The sequence below is a fragment of the Rhodopseudomonas sp. BR0G17 genome, assembly GCF_010907025.1.
GTDB lineage: Bacteria > Pseudomonadota > Alphaproteobacteria > Rhizobiales > Xanthobacteraceae > Rhodopseudomonas > Rhodopseudomonas palustris_H.
This window is the reverse complement of record NZ_QUML01000081.1, coordinates 1-995: the sequence shown is the minus strand read 5'-3', so window position 1 is coordinate 995 and position 995 is coordinate 1. Positions and strand designations below refer to the sequence as shown.

The following is a 995-nucleotide window of genomic DNA, read 5'->3' as shown; positions in this document are numbered from 1 at the left end:
GCGGGAAGGGCATTATCTCCTTGGCATAGTAACGCAGCTTCGCGCACTCGTTGGATTCGACCCAACAGGAAAGTCGAAGACCTTGCGGCCCTTGCTGCTTAATCAGGCCGATAAATTCGGCATCGAGCTTTCGCTATTCTCAAGGCCTCCCAAGCCCCGTAAAGCTGAGCCAAATTTGGTTGGTAGTATTATTGGTTATAAGACTTGGTCCGTGCTGCCCGGAGGTGATTTTTGTCGGTACACATTGCGTGATAGGCTATTAGTACGCGCGTATTACAATGATGTAACGCGAGAATATGATAATCGAAATCGTTTGATACGTGACATGGCAAACAAGAGTGCGGCGCACTACGATGATCATGTTTCTGGATTCGCCGATTCAATTCGGAGGAGTTCGGGAAGCAATTATACTGGTGAACAGTTCTTTGTCATCGATACTTCGAGCGCCATTTACTATTTGGGTGTTCGATTCATCAGGACGATGAGGGCCCTAATCGATGGGCGCGATCCCGCCAGCGATGAAAGCATTAGGGGCTTGGATACAGAATTCCAGGATCTAAAAATTTCAATGATTTGATTTAAGTGTCCGGCGTTCATTGATCGATTCGTAGTCGATCAATGTCTTTGTTCGCTTCCAATTCGAAGATTGTAGACTTCATTTATCGCCGCACCAGCCCAGCCGATGCCCGCCGCCATAAGCGCGGACGTGGCCGCTTTCGAGCAGCGCGCTGGAGACGTTGGCGGTCCGCCTGGTGGCGACGTCGGCGACGACGCGGCCCTGATACTTGTCGGGCCCGATGTTGTAGATCGCGACCTCGCCCTCGGCGAGCAGCCGGCGCAGCGCTTCGGTCGCAGCCTCTGCCATCCGCAATTCGCGGGCGCATTGCGCCTTCAGCTCCGGCGCGTCGATGCCGCGCAGCCGCACCCGTGTGCGCAGATCCGCCCCCGGCCACAGATGCACCGTCGCATCGAAGGTATCGCCATCGATCGTATAC

General features: G+C 54.3%; 2 protein-coding genes. One reads left to right on the top strand and one right to left on the bottom strand.

Features of this window, described 5'->3' with window-relative positions; all coding sequences use genetic code 11:
- Positions 1–577: hypothetical protein (locus tag DY467_RS25270; RefSeq protein WP_164639783.1), on the top strand; the 577-nt coding region annotated here is incomplete at its 5' end.
- 78 nt (positions 578–655) lie between these two features.
- Here the strand turns inward: DY467_RS25270 and DY467_RS25265 are convergent.
- On the bottom strand, positions 656–995 hold a 340-nt coding region (locus DY467_RS25265; RefSeq protein ID WP_246701647.1), incomplete at its 5' end, for a thermonuclease family protein.